Source organism: Streptomyces sp. NPDC051677 (assembly GCF_044453465.1).
Classification (GTDB): domain Bacteria; phylum Actinomycetota; class Actinomycetes; order Streptomycetales; family Streptomycetaceae; genus Streptomyces.
Genome location: NZ_JBITCT010000002.1, coordinates 234,641 through 252,321, shown reverse-complemented (window position 1 = coordinate 252,321; position 17,681 = coordinate 234,641). Strand labels below are relative to the sequence as shown.

The following is a 17,681-nucleotide window of genomic DNA, read 5'->3' as shown; positions in this document are numbered from 1 at the left end:
CACCCGCGGTGCAGCGCATCCGACTGCGCTACACCAAGCGCGGCCGCCTCCGGTTCACCAGCCACCGTGACTTCCAGCGCGCCTTCGAGCGTGCGTTGCGCCGTGCCGAGGTGCCGATGGCGTACTCGGCGGGGTTCACGCCGCATCCGAAGGTGTCGTACGCCAATGCCGCACCCACCGGCACGGGCAGTGAGGCGGAGTACCTGGAGATCGCGCTGACCGCGGCGCGTGACCCGGAGAAGCTGAGAATCCTCCTCGACGAGTCGCTGCCCGCCGGGCTCGACGTCGTCGACGCGGTCGAGGCCCGGACCTCGGGGCTCGCCGACCGGCTGACGGCCTCCGTCTGGGAGCTGCGGCTGGCCGGTGTGGACCCGGCCGACGCCGATCGCGCGGTGGACGCCTTCAACGAGGCCGACACCGTCGAGGTCCAGCGCATGACCAAGAACGGCGTCCGCACCTTCGACGCCAGGGCCGCGGTCGTACAACTTGAAACGCACAGTGAACCTGCTGATAGGCCGACCGACCAGCCCTGTGCGATACTGCGGCTGGTTGTTCGGCACGTGACGCCTGCCGTACGACCCGACGACGTCCTGTCCGGTCTCCGCGCCGTGGCCGACCTGGCGCCGCCGGTCCCCGCAGCGGTGACCAGGCTGGCGCAGGGGCTTTTCGATGAAGAGACCGGCACGGTGACCGACCCGCTCGCGCCCGACCGCGAGGCAGCACAGGCCCCCACAACGGCCGTACCCGCTGCCGCCGCGAAGGCGCCGGCGTAGGGAAGGTTCCGCGAAGGGACGGACGTCGTAGCGCCGCCCTCGTACTCGGGAGCCACCTGGGTCGGGCAGCGCACCGACCAGAAGACTTTCGCCAGGCCGTACGCATTCGGCGTACGGAACCGGCGAGACAGGACACAGAGAGCTCCCGTGCGGCGCCCGCGCCCCGGACGGCGGCACCGCGCATCGCGCGAGCCGCGGACGTCAACGGCGATCGATCCTCCGTGATCGACGCCGGACCAGGCGCGGCGCCCGGGAGCCTGACGGGAGAAACGCCCGCATGCTCGAGCCAACCGAATCCACAGAGTCCGTGACGGACTCCGAATCGAACACCCCCAGCGACACCTTGCCGCCGCGTCGTCGGCGCCGTGCCGCCTCCCGGCCGGCGGGTCCGCCGGTCGCCGCCGCCGACACCCCGGCCGAGATCACCACGCCGGCCATACCGGCCGTGGAGTCCGTCGAGGAGCTGGCTGAGGAAGATCTCCGGACCGCCGACGTCAAGGCCAAGGAGGCCGAAGAGGCCGCCGCGGTCGCAGAGGTCGAAGAAGCCGCCGAGGCCGCGCCTCGTACGCGGCGTCGGGCCACCCGCCGAGCCTCCGCGCCCGCCGGTGCTCCGGCCGCCGCCGAGGCCGCCGAGACGGTCGTGCCCGTGGTCGCCGCCGAGACGGTCGCCGAGCAGGCCGCCGCCGAGGAACCCGCAGCCGAGGAGACCCCCGTCGAGGACGCCGCTCCTCGCCGCACCCGCCGCCGGGCCACGCGTCGCGTGTCCGCGCCCGCCGGAGCCGCTTCGGCCGAGGTCGTCGAGACCGCCGCCGAGGAGGCCGCCGTCGTGGAACAGCCCGCCGCAGAGTCCGAGACCGCGTCCGCGCCCGCCGCCCCGGTGGCCGACGAGGCGCCCGCGCCCCGTACGCGACGCCGGGCCACCCGCCGGGCGACCGCGCCCGCCGGCGCCCCGGAGGCCGAGACGCCCGCCGCCGAGGCCGAGGCTCCGGTCGTGGCCGACGAGGCGCCCGCCGAGGCCGCTCCCCGTACCCGCCGTCGCGCCACGCGCCGGGTCGCCGCGCCTGCTGAGGCCGAGGTCGCCGCCGTGGCCGAGGCGTCCGATGTGGCGAAGGCGACCGAGGTCGCCGCCGAGCCGGTCGCCGCCGCTCCCGCCGTCGCCGTCGAAGAGCCGAAGGCTGTCGAGGCCCCTGCCGCTCAGGCCGACGAGGACGCCGGTCCGCGGCGTGGGCGTCGGCGTGTGGTCCGTCGGGCCGCCGGTGGGTTCTCCGCGCCCGAGCCGGTGAAGGGCGACGGCGAGGAGGACGCGCCGCGTCGTCCGGCGCGGCCCGCGGTCGCCGTGTTCCAGGCGCCCGTGTTCGCCGAGCCGCAGTTCCAGACGCCGCAGCGGGCCGCCGCCGAGGCTGCCGCCGCCGTGGCCGAGGAGGCCGTCGAGGCCGAGGAGCCGGAGGAGGCCGAGGAGCCCCTGGTGGAGGAGCCGGCCGGTTCGCGCCGTCGCCGTCGCCGCCGGGGCGCCCCCGCGGTCGAGGAGACCGAGACCGCCGCCGCTCCGGCGCCCGCCGTGACCGCCGCGCCCGCCGCCGAGGAGGAGCCGGAGGAGGCCGACGAGGCCGCCGAGGACGTCGTCGAGGGTGACGACGACAGCGAGGAGACCGGTTCGCGTCGCCGTCGTCGCCGTGGCGGCCGTCGCCGTCGTCGTGGCGACGCCGCCGACGGCGAGGGGGAGTCCGGGGACGCCGAGGCCGACGAACTCGCCGCCGAGCAGGCCGTGCAGGACGCCGAGGACACCGCCGAGCAGGAGGACGAGGACGCCGAGGACGCGGAGGACGGGGCCGGTGGCTCCACCGCCGGAAGCCGTCGTCGCCGTCGTCGCCGTCGCCGGGCCGGGGACTCCTCGACCGAGGCCGAGCCGGGCGACGGAGACCCCGAGCGCACGGTCGTCAAGGTCCGCGAGCCGCGCAAGCCCTCCGAGCCGTCCGACGAGGTGCAGTCCATCAAGGGCTCCACGCGCCTGGAGGCCAAGAAGCAGCGCCGCCGGGAAGGCCGTGAGCAGGGGCGTCGTCGTGTCCCGATCATCACCGAGGCCGAGTTCCTGGCCCGCCGCGAGGCCGTCGAGCGGGTGATGGTCGTCCGCCAGAGCGGCGAGCGCACCCAGATCGGCGTCCTGGAGGACGGCGTGCTCGTCGAGCACTACGTCAACAAGGAGCAGGCCACCTCGTACGTCGGCAACGTCTACCTGGGCAAGGTCCAGAACGTGTTGCCGTCGATGGAGGCCGCCTTCATCGACATCGGCAAGGGCCGCAACGCGGTGCTCTACGCCGGTGAGGTCAACTTCGAGGCGCTCGGCATGGCCAACGGGCCGCGTCGCATCGAGGCCGCCCTCAAGTCGGGCCAGTCGGTCCTCGTCCAGGTGACGAAGGACCCGATCGGACACAAGGGCGCCCGGCTGACCAGCCAGGTCTCCCTCCCGGGCCGCTACCTCGTGTACGTGCCCGAGGGTTCGATGACCGGCATCAGCCGCAAGCTGCCCGACACCGAGCGGGCCCGGCTGAAGACGATCCTCAAGAAGATCGTCCCCGAGGACGCGGGCGTCATCGTGCGCACCGCCGCCGAGGGCGCCAGCGAGGACGAGCTGCGCCGTGACGTCGAGCGGCTCCAGGCTCAGTGGGAGGAGATCCAGAAGAAGGCCAAGAGCGGCAACGCCCCGACGCTGCTGTACGGCGAGCCGGACATGACCGTCCGGGTCGTCCGCGACATCTTCAACGAGGACTTCTCCAAGGTCGTCGTCAGCGGTGACGAGGCCTGGTCGACGATCCACGGGTACGTCTCGCACGTCGCGCCCGACCTGGCCGAGCGGCTGTCGAGGTGGACGTCCGAGGTCGACGCCTTCGCCACGTACCGGATCGACGAGCAGCTCGCCAAGGCGCTGGACCGCAAGGTCTGGCTGCCCAGCGGCGGTTCGCTGGTGATCGACCGGACCGAGGCGATGGTCGTCGTCGACGTCAACACCGGCAAGTTCACCGGCCAGGGCGGCAACCTGGAGGAGACGGTCACCAGGAACAACCTGGAGGCGGCCGAGGAGATCGTGCGCCAGCTGCGGCTGCGCGACCTCGGCGGCATCATCGTGATCGACTTCATCGACATGGTGCTGGAGTCCAACCGGGACCTGGTGCTGCGCCGGCTCCTTGAGTGCCTGGGCCGCGACCGTACGAAGCACCAGGTCGCCGAGGTGACCTCGCTGGGGCTCGTGCAGATGACCCGTAAGCGGGTCGGGCAGGGGCTGCTGGAGTCGTTCTCCGAGACCTGTGTGCACTGCAACGGGCGCGGTGTCATCGTCCACATGGAGCAGCCAGCCGCCGTCGGCGGCGGTGGCAAGCGCAAGAAGCGCGGCCGCGGCGGCGACGCCCACGAGCACGACCACGAGACGGTGGCGGCCGAAGTGGTCGAGCCCCTCGTGAGCGTCGAGCTGGAGGCGGAGACCGAGGCCGAGATCGTCGCCGAGGTGGCCGAGCCGGTCGCGCTCGCCGCGCCCGAGTTCGCGGCCGACGAGGAGCTGTACAGCAGCATCGCCGAGGCGGAGGCCGCTGCCACGCGTGGCCGGGGCCGTCGTCGGGCGAGCCGCCGGGCGTCCGCTCCGGCGGGTGCGCCGCGCGGCGGACAGTCGCGCAGGGCGGGCGTCTCCGAGACGTTCGCCACGGCGGAGCCCGTCGAGCCGGTCGCCGAGCAGGTCACCGAGCCGGTCGTGGAAGCGGCCGTGGAGGCGCCCACCGCGCAGGAGGTCACCGCCGAGGCGGAGGCCGGGCGTCCGGTGCAGCCGGCCGAGGCCGTCGCCGCGCACGCCGAGCCGGTCGCCGTCGAGGACCCGGTCGTCGAGGCTCCGGCCGCGGTGGTCGACGAGGCCGCGCCCAAGGGCCGTACGCGCCGTCGCGCCACCCGCAAGGTGTCCGCGCCGGCCGGTTCGCCGGCGGGGGCCGAGGCCGCCGTGGTGACGGTCGCGGAGCCGGCGCCCGCGCAGGCTCCCGTCGTGGAGGCTCCCGCCGCCGAGGTCGCTGCGGGGGAGCAGGCCGAGGCCGGGCAGGCCGAGGAGCCCGTCGCCGAGAGCGCGGCCCCGGCCCGCCCGCGGCGCCGCGCCGTGCGCAAGGCCACCGCGCCGACCGCGTCCGAGGAGACGGCCGTCATGGTCGTCCCGTCGGCCGCGACGGAGCCCTCGGCCGAGGAGGCCGCGGACACCGAGGCGCCCGCCGAGGAGGCGGACGCCGCTCCGGCGAAGAAGACGGCCGCCCGCAAGACGGCGAAGAAGGCCACGGCGAAGAAGGCCGCTGCCAAGAAGACGGCGGCGGCCAAGAAGACGGTCGCGAAGAAGACCGCCGCCAAGAAGACGACGGCCAAGAAGGCGGCGAAGACGGTGGCGAAGAAGACGGCGGCGGCGCAGACGAGCGCCCCGGCCGTCTCGGCCTCGACGGAGGACTGACGTCCGGCTCGGGCCGACAGCGGCGGCGCGGGCGCCCGGTGCATCCGGGCGCCCGCGCCGGTGCCGTCCCCGCCCCCACATGCCCGCGTCGCCTTGCGTTCATGGCAGAGTTACTCTGTGTTCCGCTTGTGATGGAGGGCACCCGGGCGGTGGGTTTCGCTGTGATAACCCTGGGGAAAATCGCCGTCTCCGGGCTGGTAACGTGCACTCTGGTCCCGGTGGCCAAAGACATGCACACCGTGACCACAGCCGATGAGCGCATCCGGTCTTCCAGCCGGACACGGCTGACTTCCCGCAAGGAACCCGCACGGGGCGGGGCCCTGTGCACAAGCCGTCCGCCCGCCCAACAGGCACCGGCGGACAACCAGGGATGCGGCCGTGCTGCACATCGGCACGGTCCCTTCCCGACCATGCATGACGTGGTGCGCCTTCGAGGTCGCCGTAGAGGAGGGGATGTCGATGACCGACGCCCATGAGTTCATTCCGGCCGCCAAACCCGTGATCGGCGAGGAGGAGATCGACGCCGCGGTGCGCGTGCTGCGCAGCGGCATGGTCGTCCAGGGGCCAGAAGTGGCCGCGTTCGAGGAGGAGTTCTCCGAGGTGGTCGCCGGACGCCACTGCGTCGCGGTCAACTCCGGTACCTCCGCGCTGCACCTGGCGCTGCTCGCCCTCGGCCTCGGCCCGGGCGACGAGGTCATCGTGCCGTCGTTCTCCTTCGCCGCGTCCGCGAACGCGGTGCGGCTGGTCGGCGCCGACGTGGTCTTCGCCGACATCGACCCGCAGACGTACTGCCTGGACCCGGCCGCGGTCGAGGCGGCCCTGTCGCCGCGCACCGCCGCGATCATGCCGGTGCACCTGTACGGGCACCCGGCCGCCATGGACAAGATCATGGCGATCGCCGAGCAGCACGGCCTCGCCGTCGTCGAGGACGCCTGCCAGGCCCACGCGGCCGCCCTGAACGGCACCCCGGTCGGCGCCTTCGGCGCCGTGGGCACGTTCAGCTTCTACCCGACGAAGAACATGCACAGCCTCGAGGGCGGCATGATCTCCACCGGGGACGCCGAGACCGCCCGCACCCTGCGCCTGCTGCGCAACCAGGGCATGGAGAAGCGCTACGCCAACGAGATCGTCGGCGCCAACGTGCGCATGACGGACGTCTCCGCCGCCATCGGCCGCGTCCAGCGCCGCAAGCTGGACGGCTGGACCGAGCAGCGCATCGCCAACGCCGCGTACCTCACCGAGCACATCACCGCGCCGAACGTGGTCACGCCGACGCTCGCCGAGGGCGCCCGGCACATCTACCACCAGTACACGGTGCGCATCCAGGGCGACCGCGACGCCGCCATGGCCAAGCTGTCCGAGGCCGGCATCGGCAACGCCGTGTACTACCCGACGCCCATCCACCGGCTGAAGCCGTACTGGGAGCCGGACCAGAAGGCGGGTCGCACCTGGGACCTGCCCGAGACGGACCGCGCGGCCGCCGAGGTCGTGTCGCTGCCCGTGCACCCGGCCCTGTCGGCGCAGGACCTGGAGCGCATCGTCACCGCCGTCAATGCTCTGGGGGAGCAGCTGTGAGCACCGGGAAGTCGCTGCGAGCGGGTCTCGTCGGCCTCGGTTCCATGGGGCGTCACCACGCCCGTGTCCTGGCGGGTCTGGACGGCGTCGAGCTCGTCGCCGTCGTCGACCCGATGGGCGACAAGTTCGGCGCCGCCCAGGGCGTGCCGATTCTGAACACCGTCGAGGAGCTCATCGCCCTCGGTGTGGACTACGCCGTCGTGGCCTGTCCCACGCACCTGCACGAGGAGGTCGGCCTGGCGCTCGCCGAGGCCGGCGTCTGCGCGCTGATCGAGAAGCCGGTCGCGGAGACCGTGGCGGGCGCCCGTCGCCTCGTCGAGGCGTTCGAGTCGCGCTCGCTGGTGGCCGGCGTCGGTCACATCGAGCGCTGCAACCCGGCGCTGATGTCGCTGCGCGCGCGGCTGGAGGCCGGCGAGCTCGGTGACGTCTACCAGGTCGTCACCCGCCGCCAGGGCCCGTTCCCGCACCGCATCGCGGACGTCGGCGTGGTCAAGGACCTCGCCACGCACGACATCGACCTCACCGGCTGGGTGACCGGCCGTCAGTACGTGTCCATCGCCGCGCACACCGTCTCCAAGAGCGGCCGCGAGCACGAGGACATGGTCTCCGCGGTGGGCCGTCTCGACGACGACACCATGGTCAACCACCTGGTGAACTGGCTCAGCCCGCTCAAGGAGCGGTTCACCTCGGTCACCGGTGAGCGCGGCTGCTTCATCGCCGACACCCTCACCGCCGACCTCACGTTCCACTCCAACGCCGCGGTGACCACCGAGTGGGAGGCCCTGCGGGCCTTCCGCGGTGTCTCCGAGGGCGACATGATCCGGTACGCCATCCCGAAGCGCGAGCCGCTGCAGGTCGAGCACGAGCTGTTCCGGGACGCGGTGCTCGGCAAGGCCGCCGACATCTGCACCCTGCGCCAGGGCATGCGCACCGTCGAGGTGGCCGCCGCGGTGCTGGAGTCGGCGACCACGGGTCACAGCGTGTCCCTTCAGCCGGAGGACCTGGCCGCAGATGGCAGCTGAGCATCACACATCGGGGGAACGGTGCGTGCTCGGCGGGACTCCTATGTTCTGTGAGACTTTCCCCGCAGGACCCAGCCGGCCGTCGGCTGTCGGAGACCAGGAGCCGGAGAATGAGTGCTGCGCCTGACGTCAGCGTCATCGTTGCCGTCTACAACACGATGCCGTACCTGACCGAGTGCCTGAACTCGCTGGTCGGGCAGAGCATCGGCCGCGAGCGGCTGGAGATCGTCGCCGTCGACGACGGCTCCACCGACGACAGCGGTCCCGAGCTGGACCGCTTCGCGGCGTTGTACCCGGACACCGTCAAGGTGATCCACCAGCCCAACTCCGGCGGCCCCGCCGCGCCCAGCAACCGGGCGCTGGAGGTGGCCACCGGCCGGTACGTGTACTTCATCGGCTCCGACGACTACCTCGGCGAGGAAGCGCTGGAGCGCATGGTGAAGTGCGCCGACAAGCACGGCTCGGACGTGGTGGTCGGCAAGATGGTCGGCACCAACGGCCGCTATGTGCACCAGGCGTTGTACAAGGAGAACGACCCGGACGTCAGCCTGTACGACTCCGCGCTGCCGTTCACCCTGGCCAACACCAAGCTGTTCCGCCGGGACCTGGTCGAGAAGTACAAGCTGCGCTTCCCCGAGCACCTGCCCGTGGGCAGCGACCAGCCGTTCACCATCGAGGCGTGCGTGCGCGCGAAGAAGATCTCGGTGGTGGCCGAATACACCTGCTACTACGCGGTCAAGCGGGGCGACGCCAGCAACATCACCTACCGCGCCGACCACCTGGCGCGGCTGCGGGCCGCGGCCGAGATCATGGACTTCACGGCCGGTCTCATCGAGGCGGGCCCCGAGCGCGACCACGTGCTGCGCCGGCACTTCACCTGGGAGCTCGCCAAGCTCGTCCAGGACGACTTCCCCGACCTGGAGCGCGAGGTGCAGCGGCAGATCTGCGCGGGCATCGCGCGGCTCGCCGACGTCTACTTCACCGACGGCATCCGCGACGCGATGGACGTCAAGCGGCGGGTGCGCATCGCGCTGGCGCAGGCCGGTGCGATCGACGAGCTCGTCGAGGCGATCAGCTCGGAGCTGGACGAGGGCGCGCCCACGTTCGTCGCCGAGGGCGGCCGTGCCCACGTCCGCTACCCCGGCTTCCGCGACCCGCGCATCGGCCTGTCCGACCGGGTCTACGAGGTGCTCGACGAGTCGGTGGCCGCCCCGCTCGCGAAGGGCGTCCGGCTGCTGACCTCGGCCTGGGACCAGCAGGGCGAGGCGCTCGCCTACACGGTGTCCGTGCGGGTGCAGGTCGTCGGCGACGTCGACGGCGCGGTGCTGCGCCTCGCCAGGAAGGCCATGCCGAAGTCGGCGGACAAGCCCGGGGCGCGCCGGCTGAAGGCGGACCACGGACTGCCCGCGCCGGTGGGCGAGATACGGTCGGAGCCCGGAGCGGACGGCGCCGGCACGGTGCTGCACGCCCGGGTTCCGCTGGACTACGTCACCGCGAAGCGGGGCGTGCGGGTATACCTGGACGTGGCGGGCGACACGTACGAGGTACCCGTGCGGGGCCAGGATCTGCCCATGCCGCTGGCCCGCCAGTGGGGCCGGGAGGGGGACCCCTACCGGGCGTCGGCCATCGTGAACGACAAGGGGCGGGTCGTGATCGACACGGCCCAGATGCATCCGCCGAGGAGGACCCTGGTCCTCCGGGCGCTGGCAGCTCCCGTCGAGAAGTTGAAGTCCCTGGCCGTCCGCGTGCGGGCGGTCGGCGTCAGAAAGTTGAAGTCCGCCGGTTTCAAGAAGCCGACCGGTTCCAAAAGGAAGTAGCGACCCTCCATGAACATCTGTGTAGTAGCACTCGGCAAGATTGGCCTCCCGCTGGCCGTGCAGTTCGCCTCCAAGGGCCACCGGGTCATCGGCGCGGACGTCAACGAGAAGGTCGTCGAGCTGGTCAACGCCGGCGCCGAGCCGTTCCCCGGTGAGCACGACCTGGACGTCAAGCTGAAGCAGGCCGTCGACGCCGGGCTGCTGAGCGCGACCACGGACACCGCGTCCGCGGTCGCCGAGTCCGAGGCCGTCGTCGTGGTCGTCCCGCTGTTCGTGGACGCCGAAGGCACCCCGGACTTCGGCTGGATGGACTCCGCGACGAAGGCGATCGCCCAGGGCCTCAAGCCCGGCACCCTCGTCTCGTACGAGACCACGCTGCCGGTCGGCACCACCCGTACCCGCTGGGCGCCCATGCTCGCCGAGGGCTCGGGCCTGACCGCCGGCGAGGACTTCCACCTGGTGTTCTCCCCGGAGCGCGTCCTGACCGGCCGGGTCTTCGCCGACCTGCGCCGCTACCCCAAGCTGGTCGGCGGCATCGACGAGGCGTCGACGGCCCGCGGCGTGGAGTTCTACGAGCAGGTCCTCGACTTCGACGAGCGCGCCGACCTCCCGCAGGCCAACGGCGTGTGGGACCTGGGCACCGCCGAGGCCTCCGAGCTCGCCAAGCTCGCCGAGACGACCTACCGGGACGTCAACATCGGTCTGGCGAACCAGTTCGCGCGCTTCGCCGACCAGAACGACATCGACGTCAAGAAGGTCATCGAGGCCTGCAACTCGCAGCCCTACAGCCACATCCACCAGCCGGGCATCGCCGTCGGCGGCCACTGCATCCCGATCTACCCGCGGATGTACCTGTGGAACGACCCGGCGGCGACCGTCGTGCGCTCCGCCCGTGAGGCGAACGCCGCGATGCCCGAGTACGCCGTCGACCTGCTGGCCGCCGCCTACGGCGACCTGACCGGCGTGGGCGTGCTCGTGCTGGGCGCCGCCTACCGCGGTGGAGTGAAGGAGACGGCCTTCTCGGGTGTTTTCCCGACCGTCGAGGCCCTCAAGGCGCGTGGCGCGGTCCCGTTCGTCTCGGACCCGATGTACACCGATGAGGAGCTCGCCGCGCACGGTCTGACCCCGCACGCGGGCGAGAAGGTCACTGCGGCGATCCTGCAGGCCGACCACGCCGAGTACCGCACGCTGACCCCGGCCGACCTGCCGGACGTCACCGTCCTGGTCGACGGTCGCCGTACGACGGACCCGGAGGCCTGGAAGGGCGTCCGCCGCGTCGTCATCGGCGGCTGAACGCTCGTACGCGAACAACTCCGTGGCCCCGTCCCCGTATCCCGGGGCGGGGCCCTGGTGCAGAAAGGGTTCCCATGACCTGGCTGATCACGGGCGGTGCCGGTTTCATCGGCTCGCATGTGGTGAAGGCGATGACGGACGCCGGTGAGCGGGTCGTCGTCCTCGACGACCTGAGCACGGGCCGCGCCGAGCGGCTCCCGGACGGCGTCGCGCTGGAGGTCGGCACGGTGCTCGACGGCGACGCCGTCGCGCGGGTGCTGCGCGAGCACGCCGTGACCGGCATCGTGCACATCGCGGGCAAGAAGCAGGTGGGCGAGTCCGTGGACCGGCCGCTCTACTACTACCGCGAGAACGTCGAGGGCATGCGGGTCCTGCTGGACGCGGCGGTCGCCGCGGGCGTCGGCCGGTTCCTGTTCTCCTCCTCCGCCGCCGTGTACGGCATGCCGGACGTCGACCTCGTCACCGAGAAGACGCCGTGCGCGCCCATCAACCCCTACGGCGAGACCAAGCTCGCCGGCGAGTGGCTGGTCGCGGCGGTCGGCGCCCGGCACGGCATCGCCACGGCCTCGCTGCGCTACTTCAACGTGGCGGGCGCGGCCACGCCCGAACTGGGCGACGACGGCGTCTTCAACCTCGTCCCGATGGTCTTCGAACGTCTCGACGCAGGTGAGGCGCCGCGGGTCTTCGGCGCCGACTACCCGACGCCCGACGGCACCTGTGTCCGCGACTACATCCACGTCGAGGACATCGCCTCCGCGCACGTCGCAGCCGCGCGCCGGCTGGCCGCCGACCCCGAGACCCGGCTGGTCCTCAACATCGGCCGCGGCGAGGGCGTTTCGGTGACCGAGATGATCGACGTCATCCGGGACGTCACCGGCCGCACGGACGCCGAGCCGAGCGTGACCGGCCGTCGCCCGGGCGACCCGGCCCGGGTCGTGGCCTCCGCCGACCTCATCCGCGAGGAACTCGGCTGGAGCGCACGGCACGGCGTGCGGGAGATGGTGGAGTCGGCGTGGGCGGGGTGGCGACTGCGGCACCCGTGAGCCACGTACATGAGTGAGGGCCCCCGGAAACGTTCCCGGGGGCCCTCACTCATGTCACCAGTCGTCTCAGTCGTCTTCGAGGAACAGCTTCTCGAAGTCCTTCTGCACCACGGGCCAGTCCCACACCGTGAGCGCGTGCTCGGTGGCGAGCTCGCCCGCGGCGCGCCAGGACTCCTCCGTGGCCGTGACCTTGAGGATCCGCTCGGCGGCCTCGGCGGGAGAGGCGACGACCCAGCCCTCGGGGTAGAGGGTGCGGGCGCTGTTGGGCTTGCCCGCGTAGAACGGCCAGTCGCGCACGACGGGGACGGCGCCGCTGGCCGCGCCCTCCATCAGACCGACGTGGCAGCCCTCACGCACCGAGGAGCTGAGGATCGTACCGATCTCGACGAGCTTCGACGGGACGTCGTCCGTCGGGCCGAGCCGGACCACCGCGCCGGACTCCTCCAGCGGGGCCAGCAGCTCCTCGAACTCGTTCAGGTACAGCCGGGTGGCCTGGCTGGTCTTCGGGTCCATGTCGCCGCCGACCAGCAGCAGCCGGTAGCGCTCGTCGTGCTTGCGGACCCGCTCCAGGACGTCCAGGGCCCACTTGGGGTCCTTGGCGACCTGGCTGATGCCGACCAGACCGAGGTTGAAGCGGGCGTCGGCCGGCTTCGTCCGGTTGAAGCCCGACAGGTCCATGGCGTTGTCGATGAGGTGGAACTTCGGAGCCTGCTCGCCCCGCAGCATCGGCACGAGTGTGGCGGTCAGGTCCTTCACGTGCGGGGCGACGAAGATCAGGTCGTCGATCCGGGAGAAGTCCGTCATGTGCGGCCAGCGCGTGAACGCCTCGTAGCTGTGCAGGCGCACCACGATCCGGGTGTCGCCCGGGTCGATCGAGGTGAGCATGCCGGCCGGGCCCGCCGCCCACTCCAGGAAGACGGTGTCGGCCCAGTCGAGGTGCGGGCGCATCAGACGCTCCACCTCTTCCTGGTAGTCGCTCGTGCCGTCCGCCAGACGGTCCTTGAGCATGCGCGGGGCCGCCCAGGAGATCCGCTTCAGGTGCTTGTTCGCCGCCAGGTCGAGGTACCGCAGCTCGACGCCGGGGTGATCGGCGAAGTGCTCCTTGATCAGGTGCAGGAAGTTGTCGTTGGCGCTCGTCGTCACCAGCAGCCGCAGCGGGCGGTCGGTGGGGGCGGGCGCGGCCGGCGCCTTGCGGCCGCGGGGGCGGCTCAGCGCCTGGAACGCCTTGGAGCGGTGCAGCGGGGCCACGAAGCCCTCGGCGTCCTTGGCCAGCGGCGACGACAGCTGGTCGATGTGCAGCACCCGGTGGAAGTGCAGGAACAGGGCGCGGTTGATCGCCTCGGCCGAGTCGTCGGTGTTGCCCTTGGCGAAGAGCGAGTCGGCGTTCGCGAGCTGGGCCGCGACCGCCTTGCCCAGGTACCGGGGGCTGATGCCCTTCCTCAGCTCCTGCATGCAGCCCTCGTAGTAGAGGTCCGCCCGCATCTTGAGGTCGGAGATCTTCGCGGCGGCGTCCGCCAGGGTGAGCGCGGCGCCGCTGGTGCGACCCGCCCACTGCATGCCCTCGGCGACGTACCGCGAGGTCGCGGCGCGCACCCTGACGGGCATGCCGGGCGCGGTCACCGCCGAGCGCCACAGCCGGGCGCCGACGCCGGACCGCATCAGCGGCCTCGGGGTCGCCGTCCGCACGATCTGGGCGGGCAGCTGGTCGACCTTGCGCTTCATGCCACGGGTGACCGCGTGCAGCGGCGGCAGGACCGAGGAACGGCGCTCCGTGACCCCGCCCTGCGCCTTCAGTTCCTCGACGGCCTTCAGCGCGGGCGCGAGCCCGAACTTGGCCGCCGCGGTGCGGTTGTACTCGGCGAGCCGCCACACCGTGTACACGGTCGCCACGTCCAGGGCGACGAGCACGTCGGCCTTGCGGCCGTGCGAGCGCAGCCACCGGTCGCTCTTGATCTGCGTCCAGTTGCGCAGGCCGCGCGGGGCCTTGCCGAGCCGGCGGCGGACCGCCTGGCTGCGGTGCTTCAGGGTGCGCGGCAGCTGGTGCGTGCTGGCGAGCCCGACCTGGGCGAGTTCCTCGGGGAGGCCCTCGGCCTCCAGGTCGAACATGCCCGCCAGGTGCACGCGCGCGCCCTGGGCGTTGAACTTGCGCACCGCGTCGGCGAGAACGCCGAGCTGCGGCCGTACGTACGCCACGAGCAGGACTTCGGTCACTTGGCGAGCTCCTCGACAAGGTTCTTGACGGCGACGGACATCAGCGCCTCACGAGTGAACTGGTCGGCGTGGGCCATCGCCTCGGCGTGCTCCTCGTCGGTCGTCTCCACCGCCATGTGGGCGGCCTTGATGAACGACTCGGTCAGGCCCGCCTCGTCGATGCCGGGGGCGCCCGTCCACAGCGGGTGGCCTCGCAGCACGTTGGAGGCGTCGTGCTCGGCGGCGTGCGCCGACACGATCGGCAGGCCGGTCGCCATGTACTCGTACACCTTGCCCGAGGTGACGTACCGGCCGCCGATGAGGATCAGCACCATCGCGTCCCAGCTGGCGTAGATCGAGGAGACCTCGGCCTTGGCGGCGGGACCGCCGAAGACGACGCCGTCGGCCTCGGCCTCCTTGAAGACCTCGGCGTGCCGGTTCGCACCGCGGGTGGCGCCGTTGCCGAGGTGGCCGCGCAGCTCGAAGCGCGCGTTCGCCAGCAGCGGTTCCTTCTCCCGGGCGGCACGCCAGGCGTTCAGCACCGTCTCCAGGTGCGGCACGGTGAAGTTGACTGTGCCGAGGTAGCCGAAGACCAGACCGGCCCCGGGGTCCGGGTTGTGCGCCCGGCCCGGCGAGCTGTCCGCGTCGTAGCCGTTGCGCACGACGTGCACCCGGCTCGCGAACTCCGGGTAGCGCTTGCGGTAGTGCTCGGCGATCGGGTCGTTGACGACCCACAGGGACACCGCGTGGTCGAGGATCTTCTGCTCCCAGAGGCCCTCCGCCGAGTCGCGGGCGAAGGCCTCGACGCCGTCGATGACGTCGATAGACCAGCCGTCGCGGAAGTCCACCGCGTACGGCACCTGCGCCTCCTCCCACAGCTTCCAGGCCGCGGCGAGGTTCACGTACGGCACGCAGGAGGCGAGCAGCAGGTCTGCCGGGTGCTCCTGGTGGATGCGCAGCACCGCCTGCTCCAGGTCGCCGCGCCACTCACCGAAGTTGGGCTCCGGGAACGTCTCGGTCTGGCGGCGGCGGAGCTTGGCGACCCAGCCGTTGGGGTCCAGGGCACGCGCCTCGTCGAAGAGGCGGATGTCCGTCTCGAGGTCCTCGCGGGCCAGCGGCAGTTCGACGATCTTCACCTGGGGGTCGACCTGCTCCAGCAGGGAGAGGTCGATGCCCGAGTCGAGTTCCCAGGACTCCCGGGCGATGTTGACGACCGTGACGTCCCAGCCGGCCTTCACGAACTGGTTGGCGGTCTCCCGCATCCGGTACGTGGAGCTCTTGGCGGCCGGCGGGAAGCCGATGGCGAGGTAGATGGCGTGCGGTCGCTTGCCTTCCGCAGGCGGCCCGGACGGGGGAGACGATGACATAGCGGTTGACGCTAGCACGCTGACATGCACGGACTGTGGCTCGCGCAGGGCCGCCCGAAGGCGGCCGAAGACGGCCCCGGTTCCGCTGCTTCATGTCATGCGGGCCGGCTGCCCCCCTTCCATTCCTCCATGAGACGGACGACGTTGTGCGCCGCGCGGCCGTCGCCGTACGGCGTGCCCGGGTCGTCGGTCGGCACGGCACGGGTCACGGTCTCGGCCCACTCCTGGGGCGACAGCGTGTGCGGGTCGGGTACAAGGACGTTCCAGCCGGTGTTCACGGTTTCCACCCACTCCGTCTCCGGACGGATGGTGGTGCAGATGCGCTCCAGCAGGAACGCCTCCTTCTGCAGACCGCCGGAGTCCGTGACCACGCCGACCGAGGCCAGCACGGCGGCGACCAGGCTCGCGTACGGCAGCGGGCGGCCGACGTGCAGGTTGCCCTGGGACAGGTCGATGCCGTGCTCCTCGGCGCGGGCGACCAGCCGCGGGTGGGCGGCGAGCGCCACCGGCACCGGCAGCTTGGCGAGCGAGTCGACGATCGCGGCGAGCCGCTCGGGGTCGTCGGTGTTGTCGGGGCGGTGCAGGGTCGCCAGCAGGAACGGTTTCGCCGGGTCGATGCCCTCGGGCAGCTCCGGCGCGGCGAACTCGCCGGCGCGGACCTGGTCGCGGATGCGCAGGCAGATGTCGACCATCACGTCGCCGGCCAGGCGGGTGCGGTCGGCGAGGCCCTCGTTGGCGAGGTGGCGCACGGCCTCCTCGGTGGGCGCGAGCAGCAGGTCGGCGCTGTGGTCGGTGAGGACGCGGTTGTGCTCCTCCGGCATCCGCCGGTTGAAGGAGCGCAGGCCCGCCTCCAGGTGCGCCACGGGCAGGTGCATCTTCACCGCGGACAGCGCGCCGGCGATGGTGGAGTTGGTGTCGCCGTAGACGAGCACCCAGTCGGGCTGCTCACGCTCGAGGACCGGGTCGAGCGCGGAGAGGACGGCGCCGGTCTGCACGCCGTGGCTGCCGGAGCCGACGCCGAGGTGGACGTCGGGGTCGGGGATGCCGAGTCCTGAGAAGAAGACGTCGGAGAGGTCGGCGTCGTAGTGCTGCCCGGTGTGCACGATGACGTGCTCGTGCTCGGTCTCGGCGAACGCCGCCGCGATGGGCGCGAGCTTCACCAACTGAGGACGGGCACCGACGATGCTGATGACTTTCACAGAGCACTCTTCTTCTGGGGGGCGGGCTTGTGAGCTTCTGGGCTGTGGGGCGGCTGAGCAAAAGAAATGGGCAAGGAAATGGTAGGCAGAGCGTTGGACGCACCAGGTCCGTGGTGGGTTGCCCCGCCGTGAGCGAGTCGTGTCCATGCCGTGGTCAGGCCGTGGTCAGGCCGTGGTCAGAACGCGGCTCCGGGCTTCGACTCACTCGCATAACGATTTCGTGAATCTTACGTTTACACGGGTCGAAACCGGATCAACTCGGGCGGCTGCCGGAGCATCCGCCGGGACGGCTTCTACAGGGCGCGCTCGACGAGAGCCCCGTCCTTCTCCTCGTAGAGGGAGCCGGTCTGCGGGCACTCCCACACGCCCGGCTCGCCGTCCCGTTCGACCAGCCGCACACCGGCGTGTCCGACCCAGCCGACGCGACGGGCCGGGACACCCACGACCAGCGCGAAGTCCGGCACGTCCTTGGTGACGACGGCGCCCGCGGCGACCATCGCCCAACGGCCGATGGTGATCGGCGCGACACACACCGAGCGCGCCCCGATGGACGCCCCGTCGGCGATCTTCACGCCGACGGCCTCCCAGTCGCCGCCCCGCTTCTGCTTGCCCTCGGGATCCACGGAGCGCGGGTTGTGGTCGTTGGTGAGGACCACGGCGGGGCCGATGAAGACGCCGTCACCGAGCTCGGCCGGCTCGTAGACGAGCGCGTAGTTCTGCAGCTTGCAGTTGTCGCCCATCCGCACACCGGACCCGACGTACGCCCCGCGCCCGACCACACAGCCCGCACCGAGCCGCGCGCCCTCCCGGATCTGCGCGAGGTCCCACACACTGCTCCCGTCGCCGATCTCGGCACTCGCGTCGACCTGGGCGCTGGGCTGGACCCTGTAGTTCACTTCTCCGCCTTCCGGTGTCTGGCTACGCCTGGCGAGCA

Annotated in this window: 11 protein-coding genes; 7 read left to right on the top strand and 4 right to left on the bottom strand. The window is 71.9% G+C overall.

Annotated features, from left to right (window positions below; genetic code table 11):
* Window positions 1-8 precede the first annotated feature (8 nt).
* The 7 genes from ACIBAF_RS04075 to galE all read left to right on the top strand — a co-directional run bounded on the left by ACIBAF_RS04075 (window position 9) and on the right by galE (window position 11,991).
* On the top strand, window positions 9-773 hold the full coding sequence (locus ACIBAF_RS04075) for a TIGR03936 family radical SAM-associated protein (protein ID WP_399461524.1): 765 nt from the start codon (window positions 9-11) through the stop codon (window positions 771-773).
* A gap of 277 nt (window positions 774-1,050) precedes the next feature.
* Entirely contained in the window at window positions 1,051-5,241 is a 4,191-nt protein-coding gene (locus ACIBAF_RS04070; protein WP_399461523.1) for an Rne/Rng family ribonuclease, read from the top strand.
* A 459-nt stretch (window positions 5,242-5,700) separates the two neighbouring features.
* On the top strand, window positions 5,701-6,816 hold the full coding sequence (locus ACIBAF_RS04065) for a DegT/DnrJ/EryC1/StrS family aminotransferase (RefSeq protein ID WP_399461522.1): 1,116 nt from the start codon (window positions 5,701-5,703) through the stop codon (window positions 6,814-6,816).
* On the top strand, window positions 6,813-7,838 hold the full coding sequence (locus tag ACIBAF_RS04060; protein ID WP_399461521.1) for a Gfo/Idh/MocA family protein: 1,026 nt from the start codon (window positions 6,813-6,815) through the stop codon (window positions 7,836-7,838). The genes ACIBAF_RS04065 and ACIBAF_RS04060 overlap by 4 nt, the downstream gene beginning before the upstream one ends.
* 110 nt (window positions 7,839-7,948) lie before the next feature.
* Complete coding sequence (locus ACIBAF_RS04055; protein ID WP_399461520.1) at window positions 7,949-9,655, top strand: glycosyltransferase family 2 protein; 1,707 nt, start codon at window positions 7,949-7,951, stop codon at window positions 9,653-9,655.
* 9 nt (window positions 9,656-9,664) lie between these two features.
* Complete coding sequence (locus tag ACIBAF_RS04050) at window positions 9,665-10,948, top strand: nucleotide sugar dehydrogenase (protein ID WP_399461519.1); 1,284 nt, start codon at window positions 9,665-9,667, stop codon at window positions 10,946-10,948.
* A 74-nt stretch (window positions 10,949-11,022) separates the two neighbouring features.
* Window positions 11,023-11,991 (top strand): UDP-glucose 4-epimerase GalE, encoded by a 969-nt coding sequence (gene galE, locus ACIBAF_RS04045; RefSeq protein ID WP_399461518.1) that lies wholly within the window; start codon window positions 11,023-11,025, stop codon window positions 11,989-11,991.
* Window positions 11,992-12,057: 66 nt separating this feature from the next.
* Here the strand turns inward: galE and ACIBAF_RS04040 are convergent, their stop codons facing one another.
* The 4 genes from ACIBAF_RS04040 to ACIBAF_RS04025 form a co-directional block, all read right to left on the bottom strand.
* Window positions 12,058-14,202, bottom strand: coding sequence for a glycosyltransferase family 1 protein (locus ACIBAF_RS04040; RefSeq protein ID WP_399461517.1), 2,145 nt, complete (start codon window positions 14,200-14,202; stop codon window positions 12,058-12,060).
* Window positions 14,199-15,443: a glycosyltransferase gene (locus tag ACIBAF_RS04035; protein ID WP_399461616.1), complete on the bottom strand. Its 1,245-nt coding sequence runs from the start codon at window positions 15,441-15,443 to the stop codon at window positions 14,199-14,201. The genes ACIBAF_RS04040 and ACIBAF_RS04035 overlap by 4 nt, the downstream gene beginning before the upstream one ends.
* A gap of 200 nt (window positions 15,444-15,643) precedes the next feature.
* The gene (gene wecB / locus ACIBAF_RS04030; RefSeq protein WP_334579893.1) at window positions 15,644-16,747 is read right to left on the bottom strand and encodes a non-hydrolyzing UDP-N-acetylglucosamine 2-epimerase; all 1,104 of its coding nucleotides are present in this window, start codon (window positions 16,745-16,747) and stop codon (window positions 15,644-15,646) included.
* 293 nt (window positions 16,748-17,040) lie between these two features.
* Complete coding sequence (locus ACIBAF_RS04025; protein WP_334579894.1) at window positions 17,041-17,643, bottom strand: acyltransferase; 603 nt, start codon at window positions 17,641-17,643, stop codon at window positions 17,041-17,043.
* Window positions 17,644-17,681: the final 38 nt, after the last annotated feature.